The organism is Pseudomonas sp. LB3P81, from assembly GCF_054897965.1.
The window spans coordinates 4,157,449-4,176,129 of record NZ_JBUBVG010000001.1; the positions used below are offsets into that span (position 1 = coordinate 4,157,449).

The window sequence follows — 18,681 nt, forward strand, 5'->3', positions numbered from 1 at the left end:
AGCTGCGGGGCGATTGTCCCTCTTCTGTTTGTCCCCGTTCCTGACTACTGTGTGCTGAAGATTTCGCGCAGGGAGATTCATGGATGACCGTTCGACCGACCCACACACTGTTTCCACACACGCCGGTTCCGGCCTTGCCCCGGGAAGGGCTGATCGGCGTGATCGCGCCCGCCGGCCCCGCTGCGCTGGACACCGACAAAGCCATCGCCTGGATGCGGGCTCGCGGTTACGCGCTGCGAATCTTTCCCGGTGTCTACGAGCAGGACGGCTACCTGGCCGGCAGCGACGATGTACGCCTCAATGACCTGCACGCGGCGTTCGCCGACTGTGAAGTCGATGCAATCATTTGCCTGCGCGGCGGTTACGGCACACCGCGTTTGCTCGATCGCATCGATTTCGAGTTGCTGCAAAACAACGCCAAGCCGTTCATCGGCTACAGCGACATCACTGCGCTGCACCTGGCGATCAGCCGTTACGCGGGGTTCGTGACCTTTCATGGTCCGCTGCTCAATGCTGACCTGTTGGGGGACAAGCAAAAGCCTACCGAGGCTTCGTTTTTCAACATGCTCAGAGGGCAGGTGAATGCGGGCAGTGTCCTGACGCACCCGGTGGCCTACCCGTTGACCACCATTGAGCCTGGCATCGCTCACGGCCGCTTGCTGGGCGGCAATCTGGCGATGATTGCCGCGACCATGGGCACGCCTTACGAAATGGATGCCGAGGGCGTCATCCTGTTCATCGAGGACATCAACGAGCCGTTGTATCGCATTGATCGGCTGCTGACTCAGCTTCGGCTCGCGGGGACGCTGGGCAAATTGCGCGGGGTTCTGGTGGGGGATGTGGCCGGGGTTGATGCGGTTGCGCTGGAGCGATTGCTCAAGCAGACCTTTGAACCGTTTCGGATACCGGTGCTGTCGGGGTGGCGGAGCGGGCATTGCGATCCCAACCTGACGTTGCCGATGGGGGCGTTGGTGAGGCTGGATGCGGGGAATAAGGAATTGTTATTGGAGCAGGATGTTGTCATCAAGCGATAGAACTTCATCGCCTGTTAGTCAGTCTTCGCGAGCAAGCCCGCTCCCACAGTTGACCGAGTTCTTTCATGGAAACACGGTCGAATGTGGGAGCGGGCTTGCTCGCGAAAGCGGCATCAGCCATACGGCTATCTATCGGTTACGCAGGCCTTCGAGCAACTTATGCGTCGGATACCCATCCGCCGGCCAGCCAAACGACTGCTGCGCACTGCGGATCGCCTTGCGGGTGTTGGCGCCGATAATGCCATCGGCCGTGCCCGCGTCGTATTTCTGGGCACTCAGCAGATTTTGCAGCTCGATCCGCTCGGTACGGCTCAGCGGCAGATCATCCTTCGGCCAGGCGCCGTTGATCAGGCCCGCGCCGTTGAAGCGCTCGGACAACAAACTGACGGCCAACGCGTAGGACGAGGAGTTGTTGTACTTGAGAATCGCACGGAAGTTGTCGAGCACCAGGAACGCCGGGCCGCGATAACCCGCCGGCAGCAACAGCGCCGCGGACAGGTGTTCGGAGCCCGCTGGAACCTGTCCGCCGTTAGGCAGCGTCACGCCCAGTTGCTGCCATTCGGCGACACTCTTGCGGATCGTGCCATCGGCCAACACGTAGTTGAAGCTGCCCGGTAGCTGAACTTCAAAGCCCCATGGCTGGCCTTTCTGCCAGCCAGAGCTTTGCAGGTAGTGTGCGGTCGAGGCCAGGGCGTCGGCGGAGCTGCCCCAGATGTCGCGGCGACCGTCGCCATCGAAGTCCACGGCATGGGTGTTGTAGGTGGTCGGGATGAACTGAGTCTGGCCCATGGCGCCGGCCCAGGAACCGAGCATCCGCTCCGGCTCGATATCGCCCTGTTGCAGGATCTGCAGGGCCGCGATCAATTGCGCGTGGGCGAAGCCAGGGCGCCGGCCTTCATAGGCCAGGGTCGCCAGGGAGTTGATCACCGATTTGCTGCCCTGGAACTGACCGAAGTTACTCTCCATGCCCCACACCGCGACCAGTGCCTGACGATCGACGCCGTAGCGCTGTTCGATGCTTTGCAGGATGTCCGCGTACTGGCTGACCAGCGCCTGACCTTTGCGCACCCGCAGCGGCGACAGAGCGCCGTCGAGGTATTCCCACACCGGGCGGGAAAATTCCGGCTGGCTGCGGTCGGCACGGATCACGCTGGTGTCCAGGCTGACATTGGCGAAGGCGCGATCAAACAGGTCGGCGCGGATGCCGGCGGCCAGTGCATCCTTGCGGAAACCCGCCTGCCATTCGGCGAAGGTCTGGGTGGGCTGGATGTCGAGGTTCTCACCGGTCGGCACCACGGGCGGAATCACCGCTGGGGCTGACGCGACGGGGAGGGTCTGAAGCGGTTGGGCGTCGGCGGCGGTTGGTTTTTCCGCGCAGGCGACAAGCAGAACGAGGCTGGAGGCAGCTATCAATTGGCGCAGGTGCCAACGACGGGAAATACAAAAGGGCATGCACGGGTCCAGGGAATACGAATCAGGTGCAGACCTTAACATGTTGAGCGATGGCTTGCCTTTCAGGCCGCCAGAAAGTAAGAAGCCTCCCAGTTGTCAGACTGGAAGGCTTCGCGGCGGTAGCTGCCTTTGCCCTTGCCGGCTCGTTCCTGACGGCTGCGGAACAGTGGCTGGGCGATGATGGATTTGGCCTTGTTGTGGCCATTCCTGGATGGCTTTTTGCTCATGATCAGATCTCTCGATTGAGTGGGTTTTGCGGGGGGAAATGATCTGCCGAAGTCGGGGTTCTGTCTAGATCCGCGATATGTGGGAAAAGTCGACCTGTGGCGAGGGAGCTTGCTCCCGCTCGACTGCGCAGCAGTCGTAAAACTGTTGGGCGCGGATTATCGATAAAACGCGGTGAATGGTTTGGGGTCGCTGCGCAACCCAGCGGGAGCAAGCTCCCTCGCCACAAATGCCTTACTCGGCAGGCAATGTCAGCCGCTGCCCAGCCATCAACAACGACAACCGACTCAAACTCATCCACGGCGAACCGGCGGCCTGGCCTTTGATCTGTGCGTCGATACGCTGCGCTTCCAGCAACAGCTGCGCCCAGCGTTGCGCCGAGTAGCGTTGCAGGGCTTTGCTCATCAGCGGTTTGCGCTTGTCCCAGATCGGTGGTCGGGCAGAGCTGAAGGCTTTGTCCAGTGGCACACCCTGACTGTATTGCAGCGACAGGTTGGCCAGCAGGCGCAGTTCTCGGGCCAGGGCCCAAAGAATCACCGGCGGTTCGACACCTTCACCGCGCAGCCCTTCAAGCATGCGCAGGGCATGCGCTGCTTCACCGTTGAGAATCGCATCGGTCAAGCCGAAGACATCGAAGCGCGCACTGTCGGCCACCGCCGCTTGCACGGTCTCGACGGTGATCTGCCCAGCTTCGGCCATCAGTTTGAGCTTTTCGATTTCCTGGGCGGCGGCCAGCAGGTTGCCTTCGACGCGCGCGGCGATCAGTTCGACGGCGTCCTGGCTGGCGGAGAGCCCGGCCTGGGACAAGCGCTGGCGGATCCAGCTCGGCAACTGGTTGGCCTCCACCGGCCAGATTTGCACGAACTGGGTGTGCTGACCTTCGACCAGCGCCTTGCCCCACTTGGTTTTCTGCGCGCTGCCGTCGAGTTTCGGCAGGCTGATCAGCAACACGGTGTCTTCAGCCGGTCGCGAGCAGTACTCGATGAACGCGGCCGCGCCTTTGTCACCGGGTTTACCGGACGGCAAACGCAGTTCCAGGAGGCGTTTTTCAGCGAACAACGACATGCTTGCGCCGGCTTGCAGCAACGTTCCCCAGTCGAAACTGGCGTCGGCGGCGAACACCTGACGTTCGTCGAAACCCTGTTGGCGAGCGGCGGCACGAATCGCGTCGGCGGCTTCCTGGCACAGCAACGGATCGTCGCCACTGATGACGTAGACCGGCGCGAGAGCACCTTGCAAGTGTTTGGCGAGTTGGGCGGGGGCGAGTTTCATAAGAGAGGGCGAACGGGGCGCCAGAGCGCCCCGTAAGTCTTACTGCTGCTGCGGGATTTCGATGGGCGACTGACGCGGCGTTTCCGCTTCAGCCTTCTGCGCGGCTTTCAGTGCCGCGGCTTCAGCCTTGGCCTTGGCATCAGCGGTCTGTTGCAGCTGATCAAGCTGGGCCGGGGTGAACTGTTGCAGACGCAGCATCATGCGTTGAACCAGCTCACGACGCATCTCCCGGCGTGCATCGTTGGCTTCCTGGTCGGAACCCACCAGGTTGTTACCGTCGTGGATAAAGACTTTCGACACTTCGAGCTTGTCGCTCAGCAGCGGCAGGTTGCTCTGGCCACGGATATCGTAGTTGAGCACGGTGGTCACCTGATACTCGCCCGTACGACCGGCACCCGCGTAGCTGAGGATGCGCTGGCTATCTTGCTCATCGGTCAGCACCAGCTTGTATGGTGCACCGCTGTAGACCTTGACGCCGCTGCTTTCCAGCACCTGGCGCAATTGCGTCACGGTTTCGCCGTAGGCGTTGCGGGCGCTCAGGTCGAGTTCCTTGATCGCCAGTTCAGTGGTGCCGGTGCCGCGCAACTGGAACCCGCAGGCGCTCAACAGGACTGCAAGGCCCATCACCAGCAAATTGCGTTTGATCATCTTGTTGCTCCCCTTGAAACCATGTGGGCCGACCGTGCGGCCCGAAAGGTTTTACTCGGCGCCAGGCTCACCTGGCGCCTGATCCAATTAGCTGGCGACGATATTGACCAGTTTCCCGGGCACTACGATCACTTTACGAATAGTCAGGCCATCGACAAAGCGCAGCACGTTTTCGTTGATACGGGCAGCGGCTTCGACCTCTTCACGCGTCGCGCTGGCCGGCATTTCGATCTGGCCGCGCAGCTTGCCGTTGACCTGGATAACCAGTGTCAGGCTGTCCTGCACCAGTGCGCTGTCGTCCAGCACCGGCCAACCGGCGTCGATCACAGGCTCAGCGTGACCCAGTTGATTCCACAGCTCGTGGCTGATGTGCGGGGTGATCGGAGCCAGCAGCAGCGTCACGGTTTCCAGACCTTCGTGAACCAGTGCGCGATCCTGTTCGGTCGCTTGCGCGGCTTTTTCCAGCACGTTCATCAGCGTCATCACCTGAGCGATGGCGGTGTTGAATTTGTGGTTCTGGCCAACGTCGTGGCTGGCCTGTTTGATGGCCTGGTGGATCGAGCGGCGAATGACTTTCTGATCGTCGTTCAGGCCGGCGACATCCAGTTTGCCCGGCAGGCCCTGAGTCACGTGTGCTTGAGCCAGACGCCAGACGCGCTTGAGGAAGCGGTGCGAACCTTCTACTCCGGAGTCGGACCATTCCGCGCTCATGTCAGGTGGCGAGGCGAACATCATGAACAGGCGGCAGGTGTCTGCGCCGAACTGGTCAATCATCGACTGTGGGTCAACGCCGTTGTTCTTTGACTTGGCCATCTTCTCGGTGCCGCCGATTTCCACCGGCAGGCCGTCGGCGATCAGCTTGGCGCTGATGACCTTGGCCTTGCTGTCGCGCTCGAGTTCGACGTCCGCCGGGTTGAACCAGGTGTAAGCACCGTTGGCTTCGCGACGATAGTAAGTCTCGGCGATCACCATGCCCTGGGTCAGCAGGTTCTTGAACGGTTCGTTGGAGCTCACCAGACCTTCGTCGCGCATCAGCTTGTGGAAGAAGCGCGCGTAGAGCAGGTGAAGAATCGCGTGTTCGATACCGCCGATGTACTGATCAACCGGCAACCAATGGTCGGCCGCGGCTTTTTCCACCAGACCACCTTCATAGTGCGGCGAAGCGTAACGGGCGTAGTACCACGAGGACTCGACGAAGGTGTCCATGGTGTCGGTTTCACGCTTGGCCGGTGCGCCGCATTTCGGGCAAGTGCACTCGTAGAACTCGGGCATGCGCGCCAGCGGCGAACCAGCGCCGTCCGGTACAACGTCTTCCGGCAACACCACTGGCAGTTGATCTTCCGGCACCGGCACATCACCGCAAGTATCGCAGTGGATGATCGGAATCGGGCAGCCCCAGTAACGCTGACGGCTGATGCCCCAGTCGCGCAGGCGGAACTGGGTGCGCGAGGCACCGAGGTTTTTCTTGATCAGCGCGACTTCCATGGCATCGAAGGCGCCTTCGAAGTCGAGGCCGTCGAACTCGCCGGAATTGATCAGCGTGCCGTGCTCGCCGTAGGCGTCCTGCCACGGGGACGGGTTGGTATCACCGGAACTGGTGCGAACCACCGACTTGATCGGCAGGTTGTACTTGTGGGCGAACTCGAAATCACGCTCGTCGTGCGCCGGAACCGCCATGACCGCGCCATCGCCGTAGTGCATCAGCACGTAGTTGGCGACCCACACCGGGAGCTTCTCACCGGTCAGCGGGTGCTCGACGAACAGCGAAGTCGGCAGGCCTTTTTTCTCTTGAGTGGCGACGTCGGCTTCGGCGACGCTGCCGCCCTTGCATTCAGCGATGAACGCTTGCAGCTCAGGGTTGTTCTGCGCGGCGAGGGTGGCCAGGTGGTGTTCGGCGGCGACGGCAACATAGGTCGCGCCCATCAGGGTGTCCGGACGGGTGGTGAAGACTTTCAGTGCACCGGTTTCGCCGATGGAGTCGACGTTGTACGGGAACTGCACTTCCATGCCGCGGGATTTGCCGATCCAGTTGCGCTGCATGGTCTTGACCTGTTCAGGCCAGCCGGTCAGCTCGTCGAGACTCTCCAGAAGCTCATCCGCGTAAGCGGTGATCTTGAAGTAGTACATCGGGATTTCGCGTTTTTCGATCAGTGCGCCGGAACGCCAGCCACGACCGTCGATCACCTGTTCGTTGGCCAGAACGGTCTGGTCGACCGGGTCCCAGTTCACGGTGCCGCTTTTTTTGTAAATCACACCTTTTTCGAACAGGCGAGTGAACAGCCATTGTTCCCAGCGGTAGTAATCCGGCTTGCAAGTGGTCACTTCGCGGGACCAGTCCACCGCCAGGCCCAGGCTGCGCAGCTGGTTTTTCATGTAGGCGATGTTTTCGTAGGTCCACTTGGCGGGCGCTACGTTGTTCTTCATCGCGGCGTTTTCCGCCGGCATGCCGAAGGCGTCCCAACCCATGGGTTGCAGGACGTTCTTGCCTTGCATGCGCTGATAGCGGGAGATCACGTCGCCGATGGTGTAGTTGCGCACGTGCCCCATGTGTAGCTTGCCGCTGGGGTAAGGGAACATCGACAGGCAATAGAAAGTCTCCTTGCCTGGCTGTTCACTGACTTCAAAGGACTTTTGCTCGTCCCAGAACGACTGGGCGGCGGCTTCGATTTCACGGGGCTGATATTGTTCGTGCATGGCTACTTTTGAACTGAATAGGGGTGGCCTAATCCTCTTCAATGCAACGCTGGACGCTAATCACGCCAAATCGGCGTTGCGGTGCCCAAGCGAGCTGGAAGTGGAGTTACAGGAAGCGCCGTAGCATACATGACCGCACTCTACCGAGGGAAACCCTGATTACTGCCGCGCGTCTTGCAGAAATGGCTGCGAGGGCCGTTGGTCGCGGCGCTCAGCCGGTTTGTTCATGGAAGCTAAGCTCTAAATGGGGAGCGAGTCTTATCTTCAATGAGGTGAGGGATGGTTGATTCACAGCAAGAAGTTACAAAACCGGAGCTGTACGAAAGACTGATCGATCGTCTGGGAATGGCCCTGGACGCGGCAAAAACCGCTGACCGGTTGCGCGATGAACGCCCCCTTGAGCTGGAGTTGCGTGGCCTGAGCCCCGCAGAATTTGCACTGGTCAAGGCGTATCTGGACCGCAGTGAACGTGAAACACACGGATGCTTGTCAGAAGCAGTGAAGCAACTCGACGCACCACGTTCGGCCAAGATCATCTGGCTCAGGGACAAAACACCCGGCAGGGATGCGGTAAAGGTCCGGTCTCTGCAATTCAAGTAAGGGCGCTTGAACCCATGACGTAAGGCTTTTTTGAAGCATAGTCCTTTCGCATTTGTTGTCGCATTGCATCAATCCACTTAGGCTTCGGGCATCTTCAGGAGATGCTCGATGCCTTTTCGTTACTTCGTTAAACAACTTCTGCTACCACCCGGCATTTTATTGCTGTTACTGGTGCTTGCCTGGTGGTTTCGCCGCTCAAGACCGCGGCTTGCGGGCGTGTGCTTTGTATTGGGCGTGGGCGGCTTCTGGTTGATGAGTTTGCCGGTGGTGGTGCAGTGGAGTGCGGCGGCCCTTGAGCGTGAACCGCCGCTGGCGCGCGACGAATGGGCAGCGCTGGGGCAGCGCGCCGACGCGATCATCGTGCTCGGTGCAGGACGGGAGCGTGGTGATCCGGCCTGGGGGGCAGACCAGCCGACCGGTGTTGCGCTGGAGCGCGAGCGTTATGCGGCGCGACTGGCCAAGGCATCAGGCTTGCCGATCCTGACCAGTGGCGGCCTGCATTACGGCACACCACCGACAGAAGCCAAGTTGATGGCGGACTCGTTGCTCGATGATTTCGGCGTCACCGTGCGTTGGCAGGAAGGGCGCAGCCGTACGACTTGGGAAAACGCGCAGTTCAGCGCCGAAGTGTTGCTGCCACAAGGGATCAAGCGCGTTGTGGTCGTGACTCAGGCCTGGCACATGCCACGGGCGGTTTCGAGTTTTCAGAAGGCAGGATTTGAGGTGGTGGCGGCGCCTGTAGGGTTCTTGGGCGTGGACAATGCCCGACCGTTCGGCGGCTGGATACCGGAATTCAAGTCGATCTGGCAGAGCGGGCAGTTGCTGAATGAAGCGGTGGGGCAGATCGGGTATTCGTTGTTCTATCGCTGATCATTGTGGCGAGGGAGCTTGCTCCCGTTGGACTGCGCAGCAGTCCCCTTTTTGGGGTCACTTCGTGCCCCAGCGGGAGCGAGCTCCCTCGCCACAAAAGCTCGCCAGATTTAAACGGTTTTAGCCATCCGGTTCGCCACCAGCGCCCAGCCAAACAACAACACGCACACGATGATCAGCGGCCACGAGCGCCATTGCAGGTAAGGCGTCAGGTTGTGCATCGGCACCACTTCGCCGTACAGGATGCCGCGTTCGAACTGCGGGATCTGCGTGGTGATCTGGCCGAACGGGTTGATCAGGCCGGTCACGCCGTTGTTGGTGGCGCGGATCATCCAGCGACCGGCCTCAAGCGCGCGCATCTGCGCCATCTGCAAGTGTTGCAACGGGCCGATGGATTTGCCGAACCAGGTGTCGTTGCTGATGGTCAGCAACAGATCACTGCGAGCCGCGAGGCTGGCGGCAAATTCCGGATAAACCACTTCGTAGCAGATGAACGGCGCGATCTGATAACCCTTGGCTTGCAGCATTGCCTGATCGGCGGGACCGCGGGCAAAGTCAGACATCGGCAGGTCAAAGAAGGCAATCAGTCCGCGAAGTACGTCCTGCAATGGCACGTATTCGCCGAACGGCACCAGCTTCTGCTTGAGGTAAGTACCATCGCCTTCGCCGACCACGGTGATGCCGTTGAAAAAGCGCTTCTCGTGACGAACGACTTCGCGAATGGGGACGCCGGTAATCATTGCCGAGTCCCGCTCGGAAGCGAACTTGCCGATCATGTCCAGGTAGCCTGCGGCGGATTCCTTGAGCACCGGGATCGCGGTTTCCGGCCAGATCAGCAGATCGACACGCTTGGAGCTGAAACTCATGTCGCGGTACAGCGCCAGTTGCGCGTTGAGCTGCGCCGGGTCCCACTTCATGCTTTGTTCGATATTGCCTTGAAGCGCCGCGACGCTCAGCGGTGCGCCCGCCGGGCTGGTCCAGGCATGGCCCTTGAGCGCGATGCCGGCGCCCCAAGGGCCGACCAGCAGCAGCACGCCCGCCGCGATAAAGCCTTTGCGACCCGTCTTGATCAGGCGCGAAGCGTTGTAGATCAGCGCGGCCGTCAAGGCCAGGGTGAAGGACACCAGCCACATTCCGCCCACGGGTGCGAGCCCGGCCAGCGGGCCGTCGAGCTGGCTGTAACCGGAGTAAAGCCACGGGAAACCGGTGAGGAACCAGCCACGAAAGGCTTCCTGGCCTACCCACAGCGCCGCGAATGCCATGGCATCGGCCAGCGGTGCTTCGTTGCGACGCAACCAGCGCGCCCAGAGCCAGGCGGGCAGGGCGAAGAACCAGGCAATCGCCGCAGTGAAGAGCAGCATCAGGAATCCGGCCAGCAGCACCGATGCGCCGCCAAAGTTGTGGATGCTGTAGTAGATCCAGCTGGTGCCAGCGCCAAACAGGCCGAAGCCGAAGCACCAGCCACGGCCCAGGGCTTGGCGGGGGTTTAGTTCGCGTAAACCAGCGTAAAAGAAGCCGACCGCCAGCAACGCCAACGGCCAGATATCGAACGGCGCCAGGGCCAGGGTGGTGATTGCACCGGCCGCCACGGCCAGCAGGTTACCGGGCCAGCCGGGGCGGGTTACGCGGAGCATGTCAATCCTTAACGGGCAATGGGTGTCAGGCGCAGCAAGTGAATCCGACGGCTGTCCGCATTAAGAATACGGAAGCGATAAGGTCCGATTTCAGTGATTTCGTTGCGTTTCGGCAAGTGCCCGAACGCGCTCATCACCAGGCCGCCAACGGTATCGAACTCATCGTTGGAGAATTCGCTGTCGAAAAACTCGTTGAAGTTCTCGATCGGCGTCAGGGCCTTGACCAGGAAGTCACCGCTGGGCAGCGGCTTGATGTAGCTGTCTTCCTCAACGTCATGCTCGTCTTCGATGTCGCCGACGATCTGTTCCAGCACGTCTTCGATGGTCACCAGCCCCGCCACGCCGCCGTACTCATCGATGACGATGGCCATGTGGTTGTGGTTGGCGCGGAACTCGCGCAGCAGCACATTCAGGCGCTTGGACTCGGGCACGAAGGTGGCCGGGCGCAGCAGGTCCTTGATGTTGAAGCTGTCGCCGTTCTCCCTGAGGATCAACGGCAGCAAGTCCTTGGCCAGCAACACGCCCATCACGTCATCGTGGCTTTCGCCGATGACCGGATAACGGGAGTGCGCCGAGTCGACCACGGCAGGCAAAAACTCGCGGGGTGTCTGGGTCGCCTTGATGCTGACCATCTGCGAGCGCGGGACCATGATGTCCCGTACTTGCAGGTCCGCAACCTGGATGGCGCCTTCGACGATGGCCAGCGCTTCGCTGTCCAGCAACTTGTTTTGATGTGCGTCGCGCAGAAGCTCCAGCAGCTCCTGACGGTTCTTCGGCTCGTGGGCAAAAGCCTGGGTGAGCTTACCCAGCCATGACTTCTGCCCGTTGCTCGATCGATCTTCGCTCATAGCGATTACTCTGAATCCTTTGTTGTCACGATAGGGGATGTTTCAATTTCGTCGTCCGCGTACGGATCGGGATAGCCCAACTCTGCAAGCAACGTTCGTTCCAGTGCTTCCATTTCTTCGGCTTCATCGTCATCTATATGGTCGTAACCCAGCAGATGCAAGCAGCCGTGAATGACCAGATGTGCCCAGTGGGCCTTCAGTTCCTTGCCTTGTTCAGCGGCTTCGCGCTCGACCACCGCCACGCAGATCACCAGATCGCCCAGCAGCGGAATATCGAGAAACTCGTCAGGCACATCGGCGGGAAACGACAGCACGTTGGTGGCGTAATCCTTCTGCCGCCAGGTGTGGTTCAGTTCGCGGCCTTCGGCTTCGTCGACCAGGCGAATGGTCATCTCGGAGTCGGCGGTGCGCTGGCGCAGGGCCAGTTCGCACCATAGGCGGAACTCGGCTTCACTGGGGGCAGGCGCTTCGGTAGCGAGTTGCAGATCAAGCTCAAGCATCGCGGCGACTGTCCTTTTGCGTTTCGTCTGCCGCGCGATTCTCGAAGCGCTCGTAGGCTTCGACGATGCGCTGCACCAATGGGTGGCGTACAACGTCTTTTGGCTTGAAATGGGTGAAGCTGATGCCCGGCACGTCTTTGAGCACTTCGATCACGTGGTGCAGCCCGGACTTGGTGCCTTTCGGCAGGTCGACCTGGGTAATGTCACCGGTGATGACCGCAGTGGAGCCGAAGCCGATACGGGTCAGGAACATCTTCATTTGCTCGACGGTGGTGTTCTGGCTTTCGTCGAGGATGATGAAACTGTTGTTCAGTGTGCGACCGCGCATGTAGGCCAGCGGCGCAACTTCGATCACCTGACGTTCGATCAGCTTGGCGACGTATTCGAAGCCGAGCATTTCGTAGAGTGCGTCGTAGAGCGGACGCAGGTACGGGTCGATTTTTTGCGAGAGGTCGCCGGGCAGAAAGCCGAGCTTTTCGCCCGCTTCAACCGCCGGGCGCACCAGCAGGATGCGGCGAATCTGCTCGCGCTCCAGCGCGTCTACCGCGCAGGCAACGGCCAGATAGGTCTTGCCGGTGCCGGCCGGGCCGATGCCGAAGTTGATGTCGTTACCGAGGATTTCCTTCACGTAGCGCAATTGATTCAAGCCGCGAGGGCGAATCATGCCTTTCTTGGTGCGCAGGGCCACGGAGGGTTCGGACGGGGAAACGTTGTCCAGCTCTTCGACGGCCGATTCCTGCAGGAACAGGTGAACCATGTCCGGCGACAGCTCGGTACCCTTGGTTTCCCGGTACAGGCGGCGCAGGAGGTTTTCCGCGGAGGTGGTGTGTTTGGGGTCGCCGATCAGCTCGAACTGGTTTCCGCGGTTGCGGATCTCGATGGTCAGGCGTTGCTCGATCAAGCGCAGGTGCTCGTCGAACATCCCGCACAGATTGGCGAAGCGGCGAGCCTCAAAGGGCTCGAGGATGAAACGATGTGGTTCTATGGGTGCGTTCAAGGTCGTATTTAGCCGCCCTGGGGCAATTAAGATGAAATAAAGGATAACGCCAGTGGCGCGGGTGCGAAAGCTCTTATACGGACCAATCTGATTCGAGCGCCTGGCGCGGTCCCTGTGGGAGCGGGCTTGCTCGCGAAGAGGGCGTGCCAGTCGACATTAATGCAGCTGACACACCCTCTTCGCGAGCAAGCCCGCTCCCACATTGAACTGTGGCGGTTATTGGATCAGCGAACCCCGCAGCGAGTGCGGCTGTGCCGCATCGATGTGCACGTCAGCGAATTGGCCGATCAGGGTCGGATTGTCGCAGCGGAAGTTGACGATTCGGTTATTCTCGGTCCGGCCTTGCAGCTCGCCGGGGTCTTTTTTCGAGTAATCGGTGACCAGAATCCGCTGGATCGAACCGACCATTTGTCGGCTGATCTCGAAACCTTGCTGGTTCAAGCGATGTTGCAGGGCGTTCAGGCGTTCTTTTTTCAGCTCTTCCGGTGTTTCGTCGGCCAGATCGGCCGCCGGCGTGCCTGGGCGCTGGCTGTAGACAAAGGAATAGGAGAAGTCGAAACCGACGTCTTCAATCAGCTTCATCGTCTGTTCGAAGTCTTTTTCGGTCTCGCCGGGGAAGCCGACGATAAAGTCCGAGCTGATGCAGATCCCTGGCACAGCGGCGCGCAATTTGCGCAGTTTGGATTTGTATTCCAGCGCCGTGTGGTTGCGCTTCATCGCCGAAAGAATGCGGTCCGAACCGGATTGCACCGGCAGGTGGAGGTGCTTTACCAACTCTGGCACTTCGGCGTGAGCCTGGATCAGGCTGTCGGAGAATTCGAGCGGATGGGAAGTGGTGTAGCGAATCCGGTCGATGCCATCGACAGCAGCGACGACACGAATCAACTCGGCCAGATCCGCCAGGCGACCGTCGTGAGTGGTGCCGCGATAACCGTTGACGTTCTGGCCCAACAGCGTCACTTCACGCACGCCGTTTTCAGCGAGGTGGATGATTTCGGCAATCACGTCATCGAACGGTCGGCTGACTTCTTCGCCACGGGTGTAGGGCACCACGCAGAACGTGCAGTACTTGCTGCAACCTTCCATGACCGACACGTAAGCGCTCGGACCATCGATGCGCGGCTCCGGCAAGTGGTCGAATTTTTCGATTTCCGGGAACGAGACGTCCACCTGCGGCAATTTGGTGGCGCGGGCGGCGTCGATCATTTCCGGCAAACGGTGCAGGGTTTGCGGGCCGAACACCACGTCGACATACGGGGCGCGATCGCGGATGGCGGCGCCTTCCTGGCTGGCCACGCAACCGCCGACGGCGATCACCATCTCCGGGTTCGCCAGTTTCAGTTCGCGCCAGCGGCCGAGCTGGGAATACACCCGGTCCTGGGCGCGTTCGCGGATCGAACAGGTGTTGAGCAGGATCACGTCGGCGTCTTCAGCGCGAGCGGTGACTTCCAGGGCCTGATGTTCACCCAGCAGATCGACCATGCGCGAGCTGTCGTACTCGTTCATCTGGCAACCGTGGGTTTCGATGTAAAGCTTCTTGGCCATGGATACAGTCATCACGTGATTCAAAGAACCGCGCATTATAGGGAACATGTCCCCTGGTTCCTACCGCTGTGCGTCCGGTGGCTATGCTATAGTTCGCGCCCTCATTTTTATCCCCGATGTGTTGCTCGCCCACCATGACCAAACGTGAAGCTCCAATCTACAAGGTGATTTTCCTCAACCAGGGCCAGGTGTTCGAAATGTACGCCAAGCAGATCTATCAAAGTGATCTGTGGGGCTTCCTGGAAGTGGAAGAGTTCGTCTTTGGCGAGCGCACGCAAGTGGTCGTCGACCCGAGCGAAGAGAAGCTCAAGGCTCAGTTCGAAGGTGTTGTGCGCAGTTTTGTGCCGATGCATTCGATTGTGCGTATCGACGAAGTCGAGCGTCTCGGCACACCGAAAATCAGCGAAGCCCGTGGCGCGGTCGGCAATGTGATGCCGTTTCCGATGCCGATGCCTGAGAAGTAAGCAGCATTTTTTTGAGGTGAGGAGCTTTCTGTGGCGAGGGAGCTTGCTCCCGCTCGGCTGCGAAGCAGTCGCAAAACCTGAGAATGCGGTGTGCCAGACAGGATGTGATTGCAGGGTTTAGGGCCGCTTCGCGCCCTAGCGGGAGCAAGCTCCCTCGCCACAGGGGGGGGGCGTCAGGGAAGAGGCGAAAACGGCGTACGCCCATCGGCGCTTTGCAATTCCATCAGGTATTTACGGAAGATTTGCCCAAGCACCTGAGTCGCAACCTCAAGTTCTTCGCGAGGCATCTTCTCGGCGACTTCATCCGCCGTATCCAGCGCCTCTTCAGCACCGTTGACCGCCGCCATTTTCAGCACGATATACGCCTGAACGTTATTGGCCGGTACGCCTTCGCCGTGGAAGAACATGGTGCCGAGTTTGAATTGCGCCTGGGCGTGGCCTTGCAGCGAGGCCTTTTCGAAGTAGGCCAAGGCCAATTTGAGGTCGCGCGGGTTGTTTTTGCCGTCGTAGTAAAACTCACCCAACTCGTATTGCGCTTGCGCATCCCCCTCATCCGACGCTTTCTGGCAGGCAGCGAGTGCCTGTGCCAGGTCTTGCGGCTGGGTATTGAGGGTGCAACGACCCATCGCTGGGATTAACAACGAGTTGCCGCCTGCTTGTGCGAGCGCGAGCAGGGGCTGAAGGAGCAACAGGCAGCCCAGTGCAAGGGCGCGGCCGGTGCGGTTCATGGGAATCGACTTACCTCTGAAGGGCGCGCGGACCCATCGAGGGATCCAATAAGCGCGCATTATGAAATAAGCAGGGCCAACCTTACAAAGTCTTTACTCGTTTTTCTGCTGCGCGGGGAATATATCGCCCGGTTTGCTGAGGATTATCGGCAGATGAGTAGGAAAAGACGCTGGAATGTAGGTGAAAGCTGACGCTGGCAATCGCCAACGTCAGCGGCACAGCGTTATTTCAGTGCGGCGAATGCGCGTTCGGCGGCATCCAGCGTCAGTTTCAACTCGGCTTCGCCGTGGGCGATCGAGGTGAAGCCGGCTTCGAATGCGCTCGGCGCCAGGTACACGCCGCCTTCGAGCATCAGGTGGAAGAAGCGGCCGAACAGCTTCGCGTCGCTGGCCATTACATCATCAAACGTGACGATGTCGTCGGCGCCGCTGAAGTACAGGCCGAACATGCCGCCGGCCTGCGTGGTCACGAACGGAATGCCGGCGGCATCGGCGCGCTGTTGCAGGCCATCGAGCAGGCGGCTGGTGTAGTCGCTCAGTTCGTCGTGGAAGCCAGGGCGGCTGATCAGACGCAAAGTCGTGAGGCCGGCCGCCATCGCCAGCGGGTTACCCGACAAGGTGCCCGCCTGATAAACCGGGCCCAGTGGCGCGATGTGCGACATTATTTCGCGTTTGCCGCCGAAGCAGCCAACCGGCATACCGCCACCGATGATCTTGCCGAACGTGGTCAGGTCTGGCGTGACGCCGTAATGCGCTTGAGCACCGCCGAGGGCGACGCGGAAACCGGTCATCACTTCGTCGAAAATCAGTACCACGCCGTGCTTGTCGCACAAGGTCCGCAGGCCTTCGAGGAAGCCCGGCGCCGGCGGTACGCAGTTCATGTTGCCGGCCACCGGCTCGACGATGATGCAGGCCACGTCCTGGCCGACTTCAGCGAGCATGGTTTCCACGGCATCGATGTCGTTGAACGGCAGGGTCAGGGTGTGTTTGGCGAAGGACGCCGGTACACCGGCCGAGCTCGGCACGCCTTGGGTCAACGCGCCGGAACCGGCTTTAACCAGCAGGCTGTCGGAGTGACCGTGGTAGCAACCTTCGAACTTGATGATGCTGTCGCGGCCGGTGAAACCACGGGCCAGGCGAATCGCGCTCATGGTCGCTTCGGTGCCGGAGCTGACCATGCGCACCATTTCCATCGATGGCACGATCGAGCAGACCAGGTCGGCCATCTCGGTTTCCATCGCGGTCGGAGCGCCATACGACAAACCGTGTTCCAGTTGTTTGCGCACCGCGTCCAGCACGTCCGGATGGCTGTGGCCGAGGATCATCGGGCCCCAGGAACCGACGTAATCCACATAACGCTTGTCGTCTTCGTCGGTGACGTAGGCGCCTTCAGCGTGCTTGAAGAACAACGGCGTACCGCCAACGCTCTTGAACGCGCGAACAGGCGAGTTCACGCCACCGGGAATGTGTTTCTGGGCATTGGCAAACAGGGTTTCGGAACGAGACATGATCGGGCTCTCAAATCAGACTTTCAGTAATGCGTTGAATGCGCGGGCGCGGCGGGTGACTTCAGCCGTACTCTCGGCTCCAAACAGGCCGTGGACCACCGCCAGCAGATCAACCCCGTGGGCCACCAGTGGCGCGGCGTTTTCCAGGGTGATGCCGCCGATCGCGCAGATCGGCAGGTGCAGTTTGCTGCGGGCCTGATCGAGCAACTCAAGGCTGCAAGTCGGTGCGCCGGGTTTGGTGTTGGAGTTGAAGAAGCGGCCGAAGGCGACGTAACTGGCGCCTTCTTTGGCTGCTTGTTCAGCGAGTTCGAGTTGCGCGTGGCAGGTCGAACCGATAAGCGCCTGACGACCGAGCAGCGCACGGGCCGGGGTCAGCGGGCCATCGGTCTGGCCCAGGTGCACGCCGACATTCAGGCGTGCAGCCAGTTCGGCATCGTCATTGATGATCAGCTGGGTCTTGTAGCGGTCACACAGATCGCGCAGAGCTTCGGCCTCGCGCAAGCGGCGGGCCTCGTCGCTGCCCTTGTCGCGGTATTGCAGCAGGGTGACGCCGCCTTCCAGCGCCGCCTCCACGTACGACATAAATTTGCCGGCCAGTAACTGGCTGTCGGTAATGGCATAAAGGCCACGTAGTTTCATCGGACAAGCCTCATGGCGTTACGAACAGAAATCCAGTGGCAGGCGGCGTGGCACGAACTGCCCTTTGCCCAGTTGCTCTGCATCGCGCAGGGTGCGCCAAGTGTAGTCAAGCGCGGTTTGCACGGCACTGGCGAGGTTTTCACCCAGGGCCAGACGACCGGCCAAGGCGCTTGCCAATGTGCAACCGGAACCATGATAGCTGCCGGGCAGGCGCTGGCAGGTAAAGGTTTCGCGGCGACCGTCGCGGCTGTACAGGCGATTGTGGATTTCGTCTTCATCGCCATGGCCGCCGGTGATCAGCAGGTGTTTGACGAATGGCAGGAGTTTTTCAGCGCACTCGTCGGCGGTGCCTTCTGGCAGTTCAGCGAGGATGCGGGCTTCGGGAAGGTTAGGGGTGGCGATGATGGCCAGGGGCAGCAGGCGTTCGCGCATGGCGTAGCCGACTTCATCCTTGCCCAGTCGTCCGCCACCGCCGGCGCGCAGCACCGGGTCGCAGACCATCGGCAAATGCGGGTGTGCCTGAAGCAGTTCGACGACGGTGTCGACCATTTCCAGGGAACCGAGCATGCCCAGTTTGACGGCAGCGACTTCGGAGTCGTTGAGCACGGCGTTGGCCTGGGCCAGCACCCACTCGCGGTCGAGCACGCGAAAGTCAGTGACGTTGACCGTGTCTTGCACGGTCAGGGCGGTGACGGCCGGGGCCGCATGACAACCCTGGGCGAGCAGGGCTTCGATATCTGCCTGCAAGCCGGCGCCACCACTTGGGTCGTGGCCGGAGAGACAGAGGACAACGGGGCGAGAGCTGTAGATATTCATGGTGCGCGAGCTTACCACCAAACATCGATTTTCGGGTGCAGTGCCCGCCAGGCCTGTCGGATAGAGATGCCGGGATTGTCACAATGTGACCGAGCAAAAGCTCTATTTCGATGATCTTCGCTGGAGCGCCCGTACTAGAGCCTTTGCAGGAAATGCTTCAATGGTGTTCAATGGCCATCAACGGCTATGCTAGAGTGGATCCAAATC

18 protein-coding genes are annotated in these 18,681 nt (G+C 60.5%); 4 read left to right on the forward strand and 14 right to left on the reverse strand.

Annotated features, from left to right (window positions below; genetic code table 11):
• Positions 1 to 83: 83 nt before the first annotated feature.
• Positions 84 to 1,034 carry a S66 peptidase family protein gene (locus ACYZTL_RS19220; RefSeq protein ID WP_461953078.1) on the forward strand — a complete coding sequence of 317 codons (951 nt, stop codon included), beginning with the start codon at positions 84 to 86 and terminating at the stop codon, positions 1,032 to 1,034.
• A 129-nt stretch (positions 1,035 to 1,163) separates the two neighbouring features.
• On the opposite strand, the gene ACYZTL_RS19225 is transcribed toward ACYZTL_RS19220, so the two are convergent.
• The 5 genes from ACYZTL_RS19225 to leuS form a co-directional block, all read right to left on the reverse strand.
• Positions 1,164 to 2,486 (reverse strand): lytic murein transglycosylase, encoded by a 1,323-nt coding sequence (locus tag ACYZTL_RS19225; protein ID WP_461953079.1) that lies wholly within the window; start codon positions 2,484 to 2,486, stop codon positions 1,164 to 1,166.
• Positions 2,487 to 2,548: 62 nt separating this feature from the next.
• A complete protein-coding gene (arfA, locus tag ACYZTL_RS19230) occupies positions 2,549 to 2,713 on the reverse strand; it encodes an alternative ribosome rescue factor ArfA (RefSeq protein ID WP_461953080.1) in 165 nt (54 codons plus the stop codon).
• 232 nt (positions 2,714 to 2,945) lie between these two features.
• Complete coding sequence (holA, locus tag ACYZTL_RS19235; protein ID WP_461953081.1) at positions 2,946 to 3,983, reverse strand: DNA polymerase III subunit delta; 1,038 nt, start codon at positions 3,981 to 3,983, stop codon at positions 2,946 to 2,948.
• Between the two features lie 39 nt (positions 3,984 to 4,022).
• Positions 4,023 to 4,631, reverse strand: coding sequence for an LPS-assembly lipoprotein LptE (locus tag ACYZTL_RS19240; protein ID WP_461953082.1), 609 nt, complete (start codon positions 4,629 to 4,631; stop codon positions 4,023 to 4,025).
• A gap of 87 nt (positions 4,632 to 4,718) precedes the next feature.
• Complete coding sequence (leuS, locus tag ACYZTL_RS19245) at positions 4,719 to 7,325, reverse strand: leucine--tRNA ligase (protein ID WP_461953083.1); 2,607 nt, start codon at positions 7,323 to 7,325, stop codon at positions 4,719 to 4,721.
• Between the two features lie 279 nt (positions 7,326 to 7,604).
• Between leuS and ACYZTL_RS19250 the strand changes: the two genes are divergently transcribed.
• Positions 7,605 to 7,925, forward strand: a complete 321-nt coding sequence (locus ACYZTL_RS19250; RefSeq protein ID WP_461953084.1) for a hypothetical protein — start codon at positions 7,605 to 7,607, stop codon at positions 7,923 to 7,925.
• Between the two features lie 108 nt (positions 7,926 to 8,033).
• Positions 8,034 to 8,795, forward strand: coding sequence for a YdcF family protein (locus ACYZTL_RS19255; protein ID WP_461953085.1), 762 nt, complete (start codon positions 8,034 to 8,036; stop codon positions 8,793 to 8,795).
• 110 nt (positions 8,796 to 8,905) lie between these two features.
• On the opposite strand, the gene lnt is transcribed toward ACYZTL_RS19255, so the two are convergent.
• The 5 genes from lnt to miaB form a co-directional block, all read right to left on the reverse strand.
• Complete coding sequence (gene lnt, locus ACYZTL_RS19260; protein ID WP_461953086.1) at positions 8,906 to 10,429, reverse strand: apolipoprotein N-acyltransferase; 1,524 nt, start codon at positions 10,427 to 10,429, stop codon at positions 8,906 to 8,908.
• An 8-nt stretch (positions 10,430 to 10,437) separates the two neighbouring features.
• A complete protein-coding gene (locus ACYZTL_RS19265; RefSeq protein ID WP_461953087.1) occupies positions 10,438 to 11,277 on the reverse strand; it encodes an HlyC/CorC family transporter in 840 nt (279 codons plus the stop codon).
• Positions 11,278 to 11,282: 5 nt separating this feature from the next.
• A complete protein-coding gene (gene ybeY, locus ACYZTL_RS19270) occupies positions 11,283 to 11,777 on the reverse strand; it encodes an rRNA maturation RNase YbeY (RefSeq protein WP_461953088.1) in 495 nt (164 codons plus the stop codon).
• Positions 11,770 to 12,774, reverse strand: a complete 1,005-nt coding sequence (locus tag ACYZTL_RS19275; RefSeq protein ID WP_461953089.1) for a PhoH family protein — start codon at positions 12,772 to 12,774, stop codon at positions 11,770 to 11,772. The genes ybeY and ACYZTL_RS19275 overlap by 8 nt, the downstream gene beginning before the upstream one ends.
• A gap of 216 nt (positions 12,775 to 12,990) precedes the next feature.
• On the reverse strand, positions 12,991 to 14,319 hold the full coding sequence (miaB, locus tag ACYZTL_RS19280) for a tRNA (N6-isopentenyl adenosine(37)-C2)-methylthiotransferase MiaB (protein WP_031319146.1): 1,329 nt from the start codon (positions 14,317 to 14,319) through the stop codon (positions 12,991 to 12,993).
• A 134-nt stretch (positions 14,320 to 14,453) separates the two neighbouring features.
• Here miaB and ACYZTL_RS19285 point away from each other — a divergent pair, with 134 nt between their 5' ends.
• Positions 14,454 to 14,783 carry a DUF1820 family protein gene (locus ACYZTL_RS19285; protein ID WP_003185742.1) on the forward strand — a complete coding sequence of 110 codons (330 nt, stop codon included), beginning with the start codon at positions 14,454 to 14,456 and terminating at the stop codon, positions 14,781 to 14,783.
• A gap of 173 nt (positions 14,784 to 14,956) precedes the next feature.
• On the opposite strand, the gene ACYZTL_RS19290 is transcribed toward ACYZTL_RS19285, so the two are convergent.
• The 4 genes from ACYZTL_RS19290 to ACYZTL_RS19305 all read right to left on the reverse strand — a co-directional run bounded on the left by ACYZTL_RS19290 (position 14,957) and on the right by ACYZTL_RS19305 (position 18,474).
• A complete protein-coding gene (locus tag ACYZTL_RS19290; protein ID WP_461953090.1) occupies positions 14,957 to 15,511 on the reverse strand; it encodes a tetratricopeptide repeat protein in 555 nt (184 codons plus the stop codon).
• 224 nt (positions 15,512 to 15,735) lie between these two features.
• Positions 15,736 to 17,019, reverse strand: a complete 1,284-nt coding sequence (hemL, locus tag ACYZTL_RS19295) for a glutamate-1-semialdehyde 2,1-aminomutase (RefSeq protein WP_461953091.1) — start codon at positions 17,017 to 17,019, stop codon at positions 15,736 to 15,738.
• A gap of 15 nt (positions 17,020 to 17,034) precedes the next feature.
• The gene (gene thiE / locus ACYZTL_RS19300) at positions 17,035 to 17,658 is read right to left on the reverse strand and encodes a thiamine phosphate synthase (protein WP_461953092.1); all 624 of its coding nucleotides are present in this window, start codon (positions 17,656 to 17,658) and stop codon (positions 17,035 to 17,037) included.
• 18 nt (positions 17,659 to 17,676) lie between these two features.
• Positions 17,677 to 18,474, reverse strand: coding sequence for a hydroxymethylpyrimidine/phosphomethylpyrimidine kinase (locus ACYZTL_RS19305; protein ID WP_461953093.1), 798 nt, complete (start codon positions 18,472 to 18,474; stop codon positions 17,677 to 17,679).
• Positions 18,475 to 18,681 lie beyond the last annotated feature (207 nt).